Raw genomic sequence first — 15,733 nt, 5'->3', positions numbered from 1 at the left:
ATGAAAAATTGCAACATAGATTGTCTGATAAAGTGTTGTTAAATGAGTGGTTGAATCCACTTTACACAAAAAAAATAAACGAATGGCGTAATCATAGGGATTTAAATGAATTATGTTATTCCAAAGAAGATTTGGATAAGATTGAGCAAAGTATCCATTCCACTTTTCAAGACTATCAGCACGATATTATTTTTAAAATTATCAATTGGAATGAGCAATTAAGAAAGCTTCAACCTGAATTAAAGTTTGGAATAGATGATTCTTTTAGTAATGAAGACAGGCAAAAATTAGAGTATTGGGGGATTAAATACTTATTTATTTCTAGTAAGTATCTATATTTCCAGAAACATCATGAGGATTTACATCCATCTATAGTAAGCTTTGTTTATCGATCATCAACCTACCCTAAAAAAATTCAGACTAAATTAGCAACACCTGAAAAACAGGAAAAATATAGTCGCTGTAGGGGTGAACAGAAGACAGAAAATTCAAATCAGTCAGGAAGAAAAAAATCTCAAGTGAATGAAGGGCCTGTAACATATCAAAGAAGGACTGAGGTTAACCAAACTTCTTTCTACAGTGAAAAATTTGATATTACCAATAATTTACCTTTGGCTGACATTGTTGAATCAAAACCTAGACCAAAATTTCAAAGTAAACCTATTTTCAAAATAGAAAAGCTTCATGTTGGTGCACCTAAAGATGAAGATCTAATAAATCCATCAAAAATCCCCATTTTGAAAGACTTTATTGATTACGTCTTGGATGAGAAAAATGGCATATGGAAAACTGAAATTAAAAATAAGCAACGTGTCACTTGGGCTGAAATATTATTTAAAAATGAGATTCTTGATGCAGAACTTCTAAGTTTTCTGGTCAGGTTTGAACATTTTATCGATAATTTACTAAGTGCTTCAAATCCCTATTTTGCAGTAGTACCAAAACGAGAATGTAATCCTGAAGAAATGTCTGTTGTTGGGGGGCAGTATCTTTCTTTACTTTATGACTTTCATACACAAGATATTGAAAATAAGTTAAATGAGCTGAGTATTCAATCAGGTTATTGGATTTTGGTTACTAAGATGTTTGAATCTCGTCCTAATGAAGAATATCAGTCCGATCTTTCACAATTGAAGATGCATCACCAGCAAGTTCAAAAGCTTAATGACTTGATGAAAAAGGCGCGAGTATTGGTCGCAGAGTATCAAAAGAAAATGAAGCAACCTTTAACATATCTAAAGTATGCAAATGCAAAGTTGTGGCAAAAGGCTTTTGATCAAGAACGCATTCTTATGCGTTGGCAATTTAATCTGCCAAGTGACTCCAATGTAAAAGAAGGATTAATGTCACTTTTTAATAAATTTAAAACGAGGTTATCAGGTAAAGAACGTCACTTTAAGGATGTTCAACATATTCTATTGGAATGTAAGAAGCATCAAAGTGTTTCTTTGGATGTTGTATTGATTTTTGATAGTGCTGAATTAGCGGAAAATCAAAATAAGCTCAGTGAGCATGTTGTAGAATTATGGACAAAAACTGTAGAAGCTGAAATGAAAAAGCGAGGAAACCAAATGAATTTTGGTCAGCTTGAAGATTTAGCACATAGTATTAGCTTGATTCCAAAACATGAACAATTGGCAGTGAAATATCTATTTATCAAAAATAGTAAGATGGCTAATGACAAATTAGTCATTTCTGATCTTATTCCATTTTTTATTTCGCAGGCTATTTTTTTACAGGATGTCTCGTCCAATCAAAGATACAAACTCAGCATGAGTCAATATTTAACAAACTTGTTTGTTAAAAAAGAGTCTGTGAGTAAGAAAGCTTTAAGATCCACAGTTAAAAAAATGCCATTGAAACTGGAAGAACATACAACAAAACTAAGCTTAACAATTGACGAATCAGTGACTTAACTTTAGCTTAACTCAACCACCCCCATATAGCCCGTAATATGGGGGTATTTAAGAAACACCGCCCTTGCCACTAGGAACTATTGAGGTGTCTTTCTAGTATGTCTTATTCGGTAGTTTATAATATAAACAAATAAAGCTTAGGATTATCAATAACTCACAGAAAGAATAAAACACATTTATCTGATGATACCGTGATTTCAATAAACTATACGATTTCAATTGCATCAACTAATGATAGTGAACACATATTCATCTATACGTAATCGGAGCAATCATAGATTTATTCAAGCCTTCAACCCAAACTCATAAAAGTAAGTGAATTCAATACCTGACTGAATATTGGTACAACAAGATAAGATAGCTTTCAAAATAAAAAAATACATAAGTGACTGATGAGATGAACCAACTAAAGGAAATTCACACAATGACATCTCAACGACAAAATCAACCACTTTCAGAAAGCCAAATTCTATTGGATATTGAAAAATTCACACAAGAAATTATTAGTTGTGGACTTTATTCTGAACAATTGACGTACTTCAAATACCTTTTGGAGCAATTTGATCTTATCTATGATATAGATTTGTTTTACTGCGATTACCTACAAGCATTCATCAAGCTGAAATTAATACTAGATGGGATACGCTATAGTCCTTTTCAACCTATAGGATCAGATGATCAAACAGCTGATAACTATGACTTTGTACTTTCACTGACACCTGAACAATTACAGGAACTACTGCAACAGGCTCAGCTTTGTAAGAGCAGTATCTATACAGATATTCAGCAGTTTCATTTACAGGAAGTTGATAATGCAAAAAGTCTTGCGGAATATCTCACGAAGCTTTTTAAGCATTATTCACGGATACTAGTGGTACGGGTGGATTTGAAATATACAAAAGAAGCTCAGACAGACATCAATATTAAACAGTTTTATCAGCATTTTGAGAAGATGCGAAATCGCATATCAAATCAAGATACCTGTTTTGAAAATCTACATGGTTACGCTTGGGCAATGGAGCAAGGAACAGAAAATGGTGGTTATCACGTACATTTGCTATTGATCTATAGTGCGGATAAACATCGTAAAGGTTCATATCTGGCACAGCAAGTTGGTGAGAAGTGGATTGAACTGACTAACCAACAAGGGACTTATTACAATCTGCATAATAGAGCATATATCAACCAATTGATAATGCAGGGTAATGAGATAGGCATTGGCACACTGTCACGGGAGGTGGAAGGCGATTTGGAGAAATTACTCACAGTTGGCTTGTATCTCACAAAGGAAACCAAAGAAAGCCAAAGGTTGAGGGTAAAGACTACTAAGGGTATGCAAACTTTTGGGCATGGAAAATTTGAAATAGACAGCAGACGAGGGATCAAAAAAGGCTGAACACAGCACTTTTGATTTATACATTATTACTCAAAAAAGCCATCTTGAATAAACCGCAAAAGTGGTTTTAAACGCATCATGCGACTACCGCGAGATGAAAGCTATGCTACTAGCATCATAAGATCTAAGTTTCCTAAGACTGATTGAAACATATTTCAGTTATATAACATCAATATGAATCAATCAGGAATTGGATTTATCAAGTGATAAGTCCGTTCTAATTACATCGATCAAATAGAAGACTGCTCGATTTCATTCCTGATAAAGGGAGTGAGATTGAGCAGTCTTTTTTGTTTATAAGGACTAAAACTATGGCACATCAAATTGAACAAATGGCTTATGTTGGTGATACCCCTTGGCATGGCTTGGGTAATCAACTGACCCCTAATCAACCGATTGAAATCTGGGCACAACAGGCAGGGATGGACTGGCGCATTGAATCCTCTAATGTCAGCTACATGGCACAGAATGAACGTGGACAGAGCATCATCCTGCCTTATGAAGAACAACGGGTACTCTACCGTTCTGATACCCATGCCCCCTTATCAGTCGTTAGCCAGCGTTATCAGGAAGTACAACCTAGAGAGATTCTGGAGTTCTATCGGGATCTCACTGAGCAATCCGGCTTTGAGCTGGAAACCGTCGGAGTACTCAAAGGTGGTAAGAAATTCTGGGCATTGGCACGTACAGGGCAATCTACTGCACTCAAAGGTAAGGATGTCAGCAATGGCTACATCCTGTTGGCAACCGCTTGTGATGGCACCTTGGCAACCACGGCACAGTTCACTTCGATTCGTGTGGTGTGTAACAACACTTTGGCAATTGCCTTACGTGGGCAGAGTAGCAGTGCTGGTGTAGTCAAAGTTCCACATAGCACCAAGTTCGATGCCGAGAAAGTCAAACAGCAATTGGGTATTTCCGTGCGTGCCTGGGATGAGCACATGTATGAAATGAAACAGCTCAGTCAGCGTAAAGTCACTCAGGGTGAAGCCGCTGCCTTCTTTGATGCTGTGTTCAATAACACAACCATGAGCGTACAAGACCAGGAGGATAACATTATCCAGTTCTACCGGAATGTGGCAGCACAAGCCAGTAACTCCACAAGTAATAAAACTGAGCCAAATGGACGGGCCATGAGTAAAGTCATGGAGATGTTTAACGGACAGGGACGAGGGGCAGAACTTTCCTCTGCCAAAGATACCGCCTATGGTTTGCTGTGTTCGATCACTGAATTTGCAGACCATGAGCGTCGAGCCATGAGTACCGATCACCGACTTGATTCCGCATGGTTTGGTGCAGGCGCAGCACTCAAACAGCGTGGACTGGAACAGGCCTTGAGATTGGTTGCTTAATACAGTTTTATTTACTGGCTTAAGTTTTATTTAAGATCGAGAACTTAATCTACTATCAAGGTTAAATTCTCCATGAACCTCAAAACTACCCTTTGGCCACATCTCCCCGGATGTGGCTTTTTTTATGCCGCAAATTTGTAGATTCAATGATCAGGAGATAAATCATGAACAACGTCGCTCAATTATCAAATCTATCTCACCCATCCCTGTTGCCATTACAACCATTGGCACAGCAGCCAGCAGCATCAAATAAAAACAACCGTAGTATGGCAGCCAAACGATTAGCCAACACCAAAGATCTCAATCATCAACAGTGGTTAGAAGTACGTAAACAGGGTATTGGCAGTAGTGATGCAGCCACTGCATGCGGACTCAATCCGCATATGTCGATGCTGGAACTGTGGATGATCAAGACGGGTCGGGTACAGCAAAACATTCAAGATGAAAGCTCAGGCCATGCACCGCTATATTGGGGCAAGCAGCTTGAACCTTTAGTCGCCGAATACTACAGCATGCAGACCAACAATAAGGTGCGTCGGGTCAATGCTGTGTTGCAGCACCCTGATCCGGATAAAGCCTTTATGCTGGCCAATCTGGACTATGCTGTGGTCGGTAGCGATGAGGTACAGATCCTTGAATGTAAAACCGCAGGAGAGTATGGCAGTAAACTATGGCGGGACGGTGTTCCACTCTATGTTCTGTGTCAGGTACAGCATCAACTGGCCGTAACCGGTAAACAGGCTGCGCATATCTGCGTCTTGCTGTGTGGACATGAAACCCGGATTTTTAAAGTCACCCGCAACGAAGCGTTGATCCAACAGATCATCCATGCGGAACGCTACTTCTGGGAATGTGTACAGCGTGATATGCCACCGGCAGCAGATGCCAGTGAGTCGGCAGCACAAGCCTTACAGCAACTCTATCCTGAGCATCAGCCTTTAACGGTAGAAGATCTCAGTCAGCTGGAATTTGCTAATCAGTTATTCGATCAATTGATTGAGGAGAAGAACCAGATTGAGCAACACCAAACTCAGTTTGATGAACTAAAGCATCAAATACAGGCCTTAATGAAAGATGCAGAACGAGCTACGTTTGCAAACGGTTCAGTGACCTGGAAGAAAAGTAAGGACTCTGTCAGCTTGGACAGTAAGGCCTTGCTGAAACTACACCCAGAAATGCTGGAACAATTTCCCCTCACCCGTGCAGGTACACGACGTTTCCAGATCTATAGCAATCGTTAATCAACAACAACCAAACTTAACCTAAGCCTATACCGATCCCATGCCCCAGCGCATGGGATTTTTTATTTCTTTATTCAATATTTCTAGGAGATTCAACATGATTAAAGGTCTAGCAATTACCCCGCCTGTACTTGGTCGTATCAGTATTGGCAAGGTGGTCGAAAAGAATGGTAAACGCCTACCAGAAAAAGATGACCAGTTCACCATCACCAGTCAGATTCAGAGTAAGGACGGCTGGATCAAGCATCCACTGGATGAGCAGCTACGGGCCAAAGCTCCCAATCAAAAGCTGCGCTCCATTCCAGTCAGAATGATCTTCAATGACCCTGATCTGAATCTGAGAGCAGAGTACAGCATGTTTGACCGACAGACGGGACGACCGATTTGTGTAGGTAACGGACAGACCTGCCAGCGGTTGACCAGTCAAGGCGTCGAACAGCATCCGTGTCCATCGCCAGATCTCTGTTCGTTGGCACAAGGTGGACACTGCAAGCCTTATAGGCGTTTGCATGTCAATTTGGATGAATCGGATGAACTGGGCACTTTCATCTTTAGAACCACTGGCTTTAACAGCATCCGAACCTTGGCTGCACGTTTAGCTTACTACCATGCGGCATCGGGAGGGTTGTTGTCATGTCTGCCCCTACAGCTGACTTTAAGGGGAAAGAGTACTACGCAAAGCTATCGCCAACCCGTGTATTACGTGGATCTGACGTTAAGGGAAGGGATTCAGTTACATGAAGCCATTCGTACAGCGACACAGATTGATGAACAAAGTAAACAGGCAGGTTTTTATCAGGAGGCTTTGGATCATATCGCACGACAGGGTTTTGCGAATGCGAAGTTTGAGGTCAATAGTGAGGAAGGAGTAGATGTGCTGGAAGAGTTTTATGCCAGCACAGAAACTAAGCCTGAATCTGGTCAGACGGATGTGATGGATTACATACAGGAGATTCAGCAGGGGCTGCAACAAAGTGTCAGTGCGGTAAATTAGATTGGCTTGGATCAATTTGGAATAAATTTCTACAGAACGTCCTGATCATTTGAGCAGAAGACAGCTCGCTTAAATGATCTTAGGAGAACTCGTCATGAATACATTTGTCGGTCAAACTTTTCAAATGAATCAACTCATTAATATCAAACAAGTCATAGAGTTTACTGGCGTTTGTCGATCAACTATTTATGAGATGATGGATGAAAATTCACCTTATTACGATGAAACTTTCCCCAAGAAAGTGAAAATCACAAAAAACCGTATTGGTTGGTCAGCTTGGGAAATCAATCAGTGGATTGAAGCCAAGTTGGAAAGCCGGTAATGGATGGGAGCTTCGGCTCCCTTAATTTTTTTGTTATTCAGGAGTGATTATGCAGGCTTCAAAAATAGCGATCAGTCCATCTAACCGGCAGTTGAATCCATCAATATTGGCCTGAATCCAGACTTCCTTATTGTTAATTTTACTCCACTGTACCCCATAGCCGCAGTGAGCAAGTAGGTGTTCAAAGAAGATACGCTGGGTGCGTCCATTGCCTTCACGAAATGGGTGAATCACGTTGAGTTCACAATAAAAATCGGCAATTTTTTGGATAAGCACTGGTTTTGCTAAACCTTGAAAATAGTGCTGATGCTCAAGTTGCTTGAAGAGCTTATTGGCTTCAATCTCAATACGCGAGAAGGTACAAAAGCGGGTATCACCTTTGGCAATATCCACTTGTCTTAGTTCACCTGCCCAGGCATACAGGTCTGAAAAGAGCTGAAAGTGAATGGATTGCAGGTATTTGAGATCGTAAGGTGGCTCCGCATACTCAATTCGTGTGCTGGCATACTCAGTCAACTCCAGTTCTGCCTGTTGCAGAATTTCTGCATCCTGAATGTTCAGCTTGTTTTTGAGTACGTCCGAGTCGGGGTAACAGTAAATGCTGTCACCCATTTCACCATATTTATCCATAAGGAAACCTGATCACGATTCCGAGGTCTGTGAGAATTTCTTATATTTCTGCAGGATCTGAGCTTTACTTAATGCCGGTGCAGTTGAGGACGGGTTAATGCCTTCCAGCTTTAAACTGGCCTGATAGTTTTGCAAGCGCGTTGCTTGGATATATTTTTTTTTCTGTTCGAGGGTAAGGAGCATAGTTCAAGTTCCTTTAAACAAGGGAGTATAAATTGAGTTTAGCAGATCGAGTCGGCTTTGTTGCACAAAGATTTCATAACTATATGATTTTAAAAGTTTTGATTATTTTTTGATCCAAAATTAAATTTATTTAAATCAGATGCTTACATATTTATGCAACAAAGCCTCTTTTTTTATTATTTCAATATTGTGAGCAATCCACTTTACTTCTGACATATGAAATTCCTTTACCTTGCTGTTAAGTCTTAATTCATTGATTTTAAAAGATGTTGAATAAAATAATTAATTTAATAATGGATGTCTAATCTTTGTTATTCGATTGGAAAAAATCAGATAAATTTTTATGGTAGAAACATTGAATAGCCTACGTCCATGTTGACCGAATTTCAGTCCTTGTTTTTTTAATAGATAAGGAGTGATCACATAAAGCAGAGGAGCGGGCTTATGCACAAGTTATTAAAAATAGTTGTAATTTTTTAAAAAATTAAATTAAAACAATATATTGAACGAATCTGGAGATAAGTTTACAGTAGTTTAAGTTAATATTTAGTTCCTTACCTATATAAGTTTTTATAAAAAAATAAAAATAGTTTTACTAAAAACAATTGACAATTTGATCTGGTGTGGCTGCTATCTGCTCATGGATTGAAAATGGTTTTTATAAAAACAATTTTGAGGTAGCTATGAAACTAAATGAATTATGTTCGAGTATTATCGTTGGTATCAATAAGTTTAATGATGCCAAAGCTGAAAATCTTGTGGAGGCATCTTTGCTGACTGGGCAGAGCCTAAATGACAACGGTTTTCTTAATGTAAATACTGACACAACAAAAGCTGTATTTGTTGATCAAGACCTTATCGAAAAAAAGAAGCTAAAAGCAGGTGATATTGTCTTCTTATCAAAAGGAACAAATTTACGTGCTGCAATTGTGACACCTGAACAGGAACAATTAAATTTGTTGGCTCCTGCAACGTGCCTAGTAATCAAGGTGAACTCGACAACTGTTTTACCTGAATTTTTAACTGTGTTCTTGAATAGTGAATATGGTCAAGCGGTACTCACTAGCCTAAATAAAGGCACTGTAATTATGAATATCCCTGTCAGTGGCTTAAAGGATATTGAAATCAATTTACCTGACCTTTCTAAGCAAGAAATTATTGCGCAAGCATTTTACCAACATCATCAGGCATTGATGTTATTGGAAGAGATGAAAAAAGCGCACTTAAACGTGATGGAAGCAACAATCCAGAAGCTGATTGCTTAGGAGGTTAGAGAATGAATATTTCAAAAGATATTTTTAAATATGTAGATTTACTACGTGGTGAAATGCCTGTACAAGAATCAGTGCAGCTGTTTTCAGTCATCGCTTTCATGGTAAAAAATGATATAGATGGTATCAGTGATTTATTACGCTTAAATAAGCAAGACACTGTTGAACAACTGAAATTAAAGACAGCATCAGATGAAAAATTACAGTGGTTTAATTCAAATTTATTTACCGTTAGTAGTACGCAATTACAAGAAATTATTAAGTTTTTTTTAGATCTTCACAGTTCTAATTCAGACTATGATCTTCAAATGTTAACGATGCTGACGGAGCTATATCTTTCATTAAAATTTGAAAGTATAGATTCTGAGGTGATTCGCAATATATTTAAGAAGATGGTTGGTTCGTGCAAGGGTAAAACCTTATATGACGGAGCTTGTGGACTTGGGATTACGCCAATTGCATTACAAGCTGAGAAAACAATTTTACGAGATATTAATACCACGACTATTGGTATTGCTTCTATCTTAGCAGACTTGGCTGGTATCGAAGTTGATATTAAACGGTCTGATTCATTGGTTGATAATGAAGCCTCACATGGTGTTGATCTTGTTGTAAGTAATCCACCTATTGGCGTACGAGTACAATCGCAATTGGTGTCAGGTAATGAATATCTAAAAGACCAATTTATTCAGGCAAAAATTCCCTCAAGTGCATCTGAAAGTCTATGGATTCAGCAGGCACTTCATCAGCTCAATGATCAAGGTAAAGCATATTTACTTATTATCCCAGGTTGGTTATTCCGAGGGGGATATGATGCTGAACTACGTGAGAAGATAGTTGAAAAAAACTTGGTTGAATCGGTAACGCTTTTACCTGCTGGTACGCTTTTAAATTCAGCAGTGGAAATGAGCATATTGGTTTTGAATAAGGCGAAAGACTCACATGACATTCGTTTAGTTGATGGTCGAAATTTAGGTGTCAAAAGACGAGGCAAACTTGTACTCACTGATGAAGAAATTCAACACATTGTCAATTTAATTAATGGACATGATACCGAATCGAATTTGGTGAAAGATGTCTCGATTCAAGAGGTTCGATCAAAGAAGTATAGCTTGCACTGTTCTGAGTATTTTGAGCATGAATTGAATTTAGAAGAACTGGATTTGGGTGAGGAATTGAAAGCATTGAGTGCTTTGCAAAATGAATATTCAATCACTCAAGCGAAACTCAATCAGTTGCTGAGCCAAATTTAAAGGAGAAATATCATGTACGATACCAAGCATGTTCAAAAACGAGCACAACAGCGTGGCATTACCAAAGACATGATCAACTTTACTTTAGATCATGGTGTCATCCAAGGTGATCGATGGTTCCTGAATCGTAAGTTATTGAATGAGACAATTCATGAACTTGAAGCACAATTGAAAGTTGCCAAGCGACTCAGAGATAAAGGTGGGGTGGTTGTGGTCGCAGATGGAGAGGCTTTGCTGACGACCTATGATTTTGATAGCCGAAAGATGGCATATTAATGTGCAGTTAAAAGTCTTAAGTACAGGAAATTTTTAGAATTAATGCTTAGCGACATTTATTGTCGCTAAGCGGAAAGATAGTCATTTGCTAGCGATTATTCAAATGTAGAATAGGGTTAGTTAAATGCAAGTTATTATAAAATTTATATTTTTAGGTTAATACATGGATCACTCAGTTCACAACAAATTAGTTTCTTTTATCTGGTCAATTGCAGACGATTGTTTACGTGACGTATATGTACGTGGTAAGTACCGTGATATCATTTTACCGATGGTCGTGTTACGTCGTTTAGACACCTTATTAGAACCAACCAAAGATGCAATTTTAGCTGAAGTTCAGGATCAACAAGCTGAACCTGACTTTGTTGAATTGGATGATCTACCATTACGACATATTTCAGGCTATGTGTTTTATAACAGCTCACAATGGACCTTGAAGAGTTTATTTGAGACAGCGACCAATAATCAGCAGATTTTATTGGCAAACTTTGAAGATTACTTACGTGGCTTCAGCGACAACGTTAAAGAAATTATTGATTGCTTCAATCTATTTGCTCAAATCCGTCACATGGCAAACAAAGACGTATTGCTCGACGTTTTAGAAAAATTTGTTTCACCATACATCAACCTCAGTCCATTTGAAACACAAGATCCGAATGGCTATAAGCTCGGTGGCCTGTCTAACTTGGGTATGGGCTATGTTTTTGAAGAACTCATTCGTAAGTTTAACGAAGAAAACAACGAAGAAGCAGGGGAGCACTTTACCCCTCGTGAAGTCATTGAATTAATGACACACCTAGTCTTTGACCCAATCAAAGACCGTATTCCGTATGCTTTATCTGTATATGACCCTGCCTGCGGTAGTGGCGGTATGCTCACAGAAGCGCAAAACTTTATCGAAGAGCGTTATAGCGATGAAGATCGTGACATCTTCCTCTACGGTAAAGAAATTAACGATGAAACCTATGCGATTTGTAAATCGGACATGATGATTAAGGGCAACAACCCTGAAAACATTCGTGTCGGTTCGACTTTGGCAAGTGATGAGTTTGCCTCAACACGTTTTGATTTTATGTTGTCAAATCCTCCTTATGGTAAAAGCTGGGCATCAGATCAGAAATATATTAAAGAAGATAAAAAAGTCATCGACCCACGTTTTAGAGTCGAGCTTAAAAACTATTGGGGCGAACTCAAAGAAGAACATGCAACACCAAGTTCAATTGATGGTCAGCTTCTCTTCTTGATGGAAATGGTCAGTAAGATGAAATCGATTGATGTCAGCCCGATCGGTAGCCGTATTGCTTCTGTCCATAATGGTTCGAGTTTATTTACAGGCGATGCAGGTGGTGGAGCTTCTAATATTCGCCGATATATTATCGAAAATGATTTGTTGAATGCCATTATTCAATTGCCAAACAAATTGTTCTATAACACCGATATTAGTACATATATTTGGTTGTTATCGAATAACAAGCCTGAATCACGTAAAGGCAAAGTACAACTGATTGATGCAAGTTTACTTTACCGGAAGCTGCGTAAAAACTTAGGGGAAAAGAATTGTGAGTTTGCACCGGAGCATATTGAAGAAATTTTAAATGTGTACCTGAATGGGCAAGATGTTGAGCGTGGTTTTGATGCCAATAACGACCCGATTGGTTTAGCATCTAAAGTCTTTAATAACAGTGATTTTGGTTATTACAAAGTCAATATCGAACGTCCTGACCGTCGTAAAGCGCAGTTTAGTTTGGCGCGTTTACAACCATTACGTTTTGATAAGTCATTGCTTGAGCCAATGGAATATATGTTTGCTGAATATGGTGATGAGCTCTACCAAGCAGGTAAGCTCAAAGACGTGGAAAAAGACGTTTTAGATTGGTGTGAGAAGCAAGAGATTAGCTTAAATACCAAGGCGAAAGCGAAGCTATTTGATATCAAGAATTGGACATCACTCAAGACGTTGTTTGAATCTGCTCAAGCGATTATGGCACAAGTGGGAGAAGCTGAGACAAGTGACTTTAATGTGTTTAAAGACAACGTGGATAAAGCCATTAAAGCCCTTGGTCTAAAGCTGTCTGCTCCTGAAAAGAACAGCATTTTAAATGCCGTAAGCTGGTATGACGAAACGGCTGAAAAAGTGCTGAAAAAAGTGCTGAAACTGAATGGCGATAAGTTAGCAAAGTTGCTTGAGCATTTAGGTTGTGAAGAGTCTGACTTAGCCGACTTTGGTTATTTTGCAACAGCGAAGAAAGGGGAATACATCACCTATGAAACTAATGCTGATATTCGTGACAGTGAATCTGTGCCGTTAAATCAACGTATTCATCAATACTTTTTAGATGAAGTGAAACCACATGTCGATGAGGCATGGATTAATTTGGATTCTGTGAAAATTGGTTATGAGATCAGTTTTAATAAGTATTTCTACCAACATAAGCCGTTACGTTCGCTTGAAGATGTGGCTCAGGATATTTTAAGTCTTGAGAAGCAAGCTGATGGTTTGATTGCACAGATTTTGGGTCTTTAAGGGGAAGCGGAATGTTTAAAAAATATGATGCTTATAAAGATTCTAAAAATGTGGAACTTCCTATTGTTCCTGCTGATTGGAAAGTAGATAGAATCAAGTACGAGATAAAATTACTTACAGGTTATCCATTTAATAGTGCTAAATACATAGAAAATGGTATCAAGCTTGTTCGTGGAATTAATGTGAAAGAATCTGTTTTAGACTGGAAAGATACAGCTTACTGGTCTGAAGTGACTCCTGACTTAGCCAATTATTTATTAGAGAGTGGCGATATTTTAATTGGAATGGATGGTTCCAAAGTAGGGAAAAACTTTTGTCAAATTACTAAACATGATCTGCCTTTGTTACTATTACAACGGGTAGCTAGATTAAGAGTTAATGAACAATTGAATGCTAGATTTCTTTTTTGGAATATTGCTAGCAAAAGATTTTTAAATTGGATTAATCGATCTAAGACAGATCCGATGATTCCACATATGGCTCCTAAAGATATCAAAGATTTTGTGATTGCTTTTCCTCCTAAAGAAGAGCAGGAGTTGATAGCAAAAATCTTAGATCAAATCACCTCTCAAATAGACCAAGCTATTGCCATTAAAGAACAGCAAATTGCATTACTGAATGAACGTAAGCAAATTGTGATTCAAAAAGCTGTGACGCAAGGTTTAGATCCAAATGTTGTGATGAAAGATTCGGGTGTGGAATGGATTGGACAGATTCCTGAGCATTGGGAAATTTCTAGAATTAAGCACTTAGGTAAAATTTTAAACGGCTTTGCTTTTCCTAGTGATAGTTTTACAGATCAGGGGGTTAGAGTTTTAAAAATCTCAAATATTCAAACTATGACCCTTGACTGGCAAGATGAATCTTATATTGATGAAAAATGGAAGAAAATTGCTACCAATGCTTTGGTGTATAAAGGTGATTTAGTTTTTGCTTTAACGCGCCCTATTATTTCTACAGGTCTCAAGGCAACTATAATCGATAGCGATGAAACAATGCTTTTAAATCAAAGAAATGCTGTGCTCAGACCTAATAATAAAGTGATTAAGGAATGGCTTTATTATGTTTTATTAGCTGATGGATTTGTTCAAGAATTTGAGAAGAAGATAGATATTACAGGGCAACAACCAAATATTTCAACTGTATCAATCGGTAATTTGCCTTTAGTGTATCCAAAGAGGTGGTCCCACTTGTTTGAACAACTAAAAGCGTATTTATAAGTGATATTCCGCTCTAGTTAAGCCACCTTGTTTTGTTGGGGTAGCTGATCATAGTAAAACTCATTTGGTGTCATTTTGTCTAGACTCGAATGAGGTCGTTTCAAATTATAAAACTCAAAATATGCACTTAATTGCTTTTTCGCATCTGTGACACTGCTATAAGCTTTGAGATACACCTCTTCATATTTAACGCTCCGCCATAATCGTTCAACCATCACATTATCTACCCATCGACCTTTACCATCCATACTGATTTGAATGCCATTTGATTTCAATACATCAATAAATGCATCACTGGTAAACTGGCTGCCTTGGTCTGTATTAAATATTTCAGGTCGACCATATTTTTCAATCGCTTCATTTAAAGCCGAAATACAAAAATCCACCTCCATACTAATCGATACCCTATGCGCAAGTACCTTGCGGCTATGCCAATCAATCACAGCACATAAATAAACAAAGCCTTTTGCCATAGGGATATACGTTATATCCGTAGACCACACTTGATTACTGCGCTGAATAGCCAACCCTTTGAGCAGATATGGATATTTACGGTGAGCTTGATTAGCCTGGCTTAAATTTGGTTTGCAATATAACGCCTGAATACCCATTTTCTTCATTAAAGTACGTGTATGACGTCGTCCTATATGATGTCCTTGACGATTCAACAAATCACGCATCATACGACTGCCTGCAAAAGGATATTGCATATGTAATTCATCAATACATCGCATCAGCTTCAGATCTGATGCACTCACAGGTTTTGGGCGATAGTAATAACAACCACGGGAGACTTTCAGCAGCTTAGCTTGCTTAGATACTGAAATCTGAAGTGAGTCGTCGATTAACTTTTGTGGTTGAAGCGGCCCAGTTTCTTCAACACACCTTCTAAAAAATCAATTTCTAATGCCTGCTCACCGATTTTTGCATGTAGTTTTTTTAGATCGATGGGTGGTTCTGTTGGAGCTTTTGATTGATCGAAAGCTTGCGAGGAAGCTGAGATCAATTGATTTTTCCAGTCAATAATTTGGTTTTGATGAACATCAAACTCAGCACTCAATTCAGCAAGTGTTTTTTCTGCTTTAATCGCAGCAAGTGCTACCTTAGCTTTAAAATCATTTGAATGATTTCTTCTTGGTCTACGTGCCATAAAAT

At 38.3% G+C, this 15,733-nt stretch carries 14 protein-coding genes; 11 read left to right on the top strand and 3 right to left on the bottom strand.

Annotation, left to right across the window (positions count from 1 at the left end):
• The first annotated feature begins 20 nt into the window (after positions 1 to 20).
• From GA693_RS08750 to GA693_RS08725, 6 genes are all read left to right on the top strand, one after another.
• Entirely contained in the window at positions 21 to 1,916 is a 1,896-nt protein-coding gene (locus GA693_RS08750; RefSeq protein WP_160241055.1) for a hypothetical protein, read from the top strand.
• A gap of 424 nt (positions 1,917 to 2,340) precedes the next feature.
• Complete coding sequence (locus tag GA693_RS08745; protein WP_096902610.1) at positions 2,341 to 3,312, top strand: YagK/YfjJ domain-containing protein; 972 nt, start codon at positions 2,341 to 2,343, stop codon at positions 3,310 to 3,312.
• Between the two features lie 311 nt (positions 3,313 to 3,623).
• Entirely contained in the window at positions 3,624 to 4,664 is a 1,041-nt protein-coding gene (locus tag GA693_RS08740; RefSeq protein ID WP_160241056.1) for a DUF932 domain-containing protein, read from the top strand.
• 164 nt (positions 4,665 to 4,828) lie between these two features.
• Complete coding sequence (locus GA693_RS08735) at positions 4,829 to 5,905, top strand: YqaJ viral recombinase family nuclease (RefSeq protein ID WP_096902608.1); 1,077 nt, start codon at positions 4,829 to 4,831, stop codon at positions 5,903 to 5,905.
• A 97-nt stretch (positions 5,906 to 6,002) separates the two neighbouring features.
• Positions 6,003 to 6,899 (top strand): recombination directionality factor, encoded by an 897-nt coding sequence (locus GA693_RS08730; RefSeq protein ID WP_160241057.1) that lies wholly within the window; start codon positions 6,003 to 6,005, stop codon positions 6,897 to 6,899.
• 94 nt (positions 6,900 to 6,993) lie between these two features.
• Complete coding sequence (locus GA693_RS08725) at positions 6,994 to 7,221, top strand: helix-turn-helix transcriptional regulator (RefSeq protein WP_075168047.1); 228 nt, start codon at positions 6,994 to 6,996, stop codon at positions 7,219 to 7,221.
• A 33-nt stretch (positions 7,222 to 7,254) separates the two neighbouring features.
• Here GA693_RS08725 and GA693_RS08720 read toward each other — a convergent pair whose 3' ends face one another.
• Positions 7,255 to 7,851: a putative adenosine monophosphate-protein transferase Fic gene (locus GA693_RS08720; RefSeq protein ID WP_160241058.1), complete on the bottom strand. Its 597-nt coding sequence runs from the start codon at positions 7,849 to 7,851 to the stop codon at positions 7,255 to 7,257.
• Between the two features lie 12 nt (positions 7,852 to 7,863).
• On the bottom strand, positions 7,864 to 8,034 hold the full coding sequence (locus tag GA693_RS08715; RefSeq protein ID WP_075168045.1) for a YhfG family protein: 171 nt from the start codon (positions 8,032 to 8,034) through the stop codon (positions 7,864 to 7,866).
• A 623-nt stretch (positions 8,035 to 8,657) separates the two neighbouring features.
• Between GA693_RS08715 and GA693_RS08710 the strand changes: the two genes are divergently transcribed.
• The 5 genes from GA693_RS08710 to GA693_RS08690 all read left to right on the top strand — a co-directional run bounded on the left by GA693_RS08710 (position 8,658) and on the right by GA693_RS08690 (position 14,578).
• Positions 8,658 to 9,299 carry a restriction endonuclease subunit S gene (locus tag GA693_RS08710; protein WP_160241059.1) on the top strand — a complete coding sequence of 214 codons (642 nt, stop codon included), beginning with the start codon at positions 8,658 to 8,660 and terminating at the stop codon, positions 9,297 to 9,299.
• 11 nt (positions 9,300 to 9,310) lie between these two features.
• On the top strand, positions 9,311 to 10,558 hold the full coding sequence (locus tag GA693_RS08705) for an N-6 DNA methylase (RefSeq protein ID WP_104470627.1): 1,248 nt from the start codon (positions 9,311 to 9,313) through the stop codon (positions 10,556 to 10,558).
• Between the two features lie 12 nt (positions 10,559 to 10,570).
• Complete coding sequence (locus tag GA693_RS08700; protein ID WP_104470628.1) at positions 10,571 to 10,834, top strand: hypothetical protein; 264 nt, start codon at positions 10,571 to 10,573, stop codon at positions 10,832 to 10,834.
• 163 nt (positions 10,835 to 10,997) lie between these two features.
• A complete protein-coding gene (locus tag GA693_RS08695) occupies positions 10,998 to 13,358 on the top strand; it encodes a type I restriction-modification system subunit M (protein ID WP_160241060.1) in 2,361 nt (786 codons plus the stop codon).
• Positions 13,359 to 13,369: 11 nt separating this feature from the next.
• Complete coding sequence (locus GA693_RS08690; RefSeq protein WP_160241061.1) at positions 13,370 to 14,578, top strand: restriction endonuclease subunit S; 1,209 nt, start codon at positions 13,370 to 13,372, stop codon at positions 14,576 to 14,578.
• A 17-nt stretch (positions 14,579 to 14,595) separates the two neighbouring features.
• Here GA693_RS08690 and GA693_RS08685 read toward each other — a convergent pair.
• Positions 14,596 to 15,728, bottom strand: a protein-coding gene (locus GA693_RS08685) for an IS3-like element ISAba14 family transposase (protein ID WP_223155595.1) whose coding sequence is annotated in 2 segments (ribosomal slippage) — positions 14,596 to 15,476 and positions 15,476 to 15,728 — 1,134 coding nt in all. Because the reading frame shifts where the segments join, the coding sequence is not laid out codon by codon here.
• Positions 15,729 to 15,733 lie beyond the last annotated feature (5 nt).

The organism is Acinetobacter indicus (genome assembly GCF_009914475.1).
Taxonomy (GTDB): Bacteria; Pseudomonadota; Gammaproteobacteria; order Pseudomonadales; family Moraxellaceae; genus Acinetobacter; species Acinetobacter indicus.
Note: the sequence above shows the minus strand (reverse complement) of the source record. Positions and strands in the feature narration are given on the sequence as shown.